This window comes from Pseudoalteromonas piscicida (assembly GCF_002744175.1).
GTDB classification, from domain to species: domain Bacteria; phylum Pseudomonadota; class Gammaproteobacteria; order Enterobacterales; family Alteromonadaceae; genus Pseudoalteromonas; species Pseudoalteromonas piscicida_B.
In genome coordinates this window covers 1-571 of record NZ_NKHF01000124.1, presented here as the reverse complement: position 1 = coordinate 571, position 571 = coordinate 1, and the positions used below count along the sequence as shown (strand labels likewise).

1 protein-coding gene is annotated in these 571 nt (G+C 36.1%); it reads left to right on the top strand.

Features of this window, described 5'->3' with window-relative positions:
• A partial coding sequence (locus CEX98_RS22965; RefSeq protein WP_172439834.1) for a hypothetical protein occupies positions 1–484 on the top strand: 484 nt, incomplete at its 5' end.
• Between the last annotated feature and the right edge of the window lie 87 nt (positions 485–571).

The window sequence follows — 571 nt, the reverse complement described above, 5'->3', positions numbered from 1 at the left end:
CAACTGCAGCGGACCAATTTACGCTGCGCTTCAATTGCCCGCTGAGTTGGGCGTTATGTGTCTTTGGAAATGGAGTATTCTTTTGACTGACGAGTTAAAAAGTACATTTTGGTCGAACCTAAAAACAACACTGAAGTTTATTGGTATTGTGGTATTGGGATTAAGTATCGCGATAATGTTAGATGCATATCGTGATGAAAACTACGATGAACTATATTTCCCATTGTATTTTCTAGCATTCTTTCCAGTCATATTGGTTGGAGTCTTAACGTACACTAAATTAAAAAATTCAGACATTAATAAATATTTATGTAGTATTCTTTTTGGTGTAGTCATTACTGCAAGTACATTTACTCTCTATCTTGTTGGTCACTATCTAGATTCAACAGAGCTAGATTTGAGGTTTATTAAAGTTATGTCTTTAATAGCTTTTGTAACTATGTCATTGATTTATTTGCAGCTACCGTGGAAAGACGACACATAACAAGCTGTTTAAGCGAGGGACTGCTAACGTTTGGCTCAGTTTCGCTTCGCTTCACATTTTAGCCAAACATTAATCAGCCCCTTAACA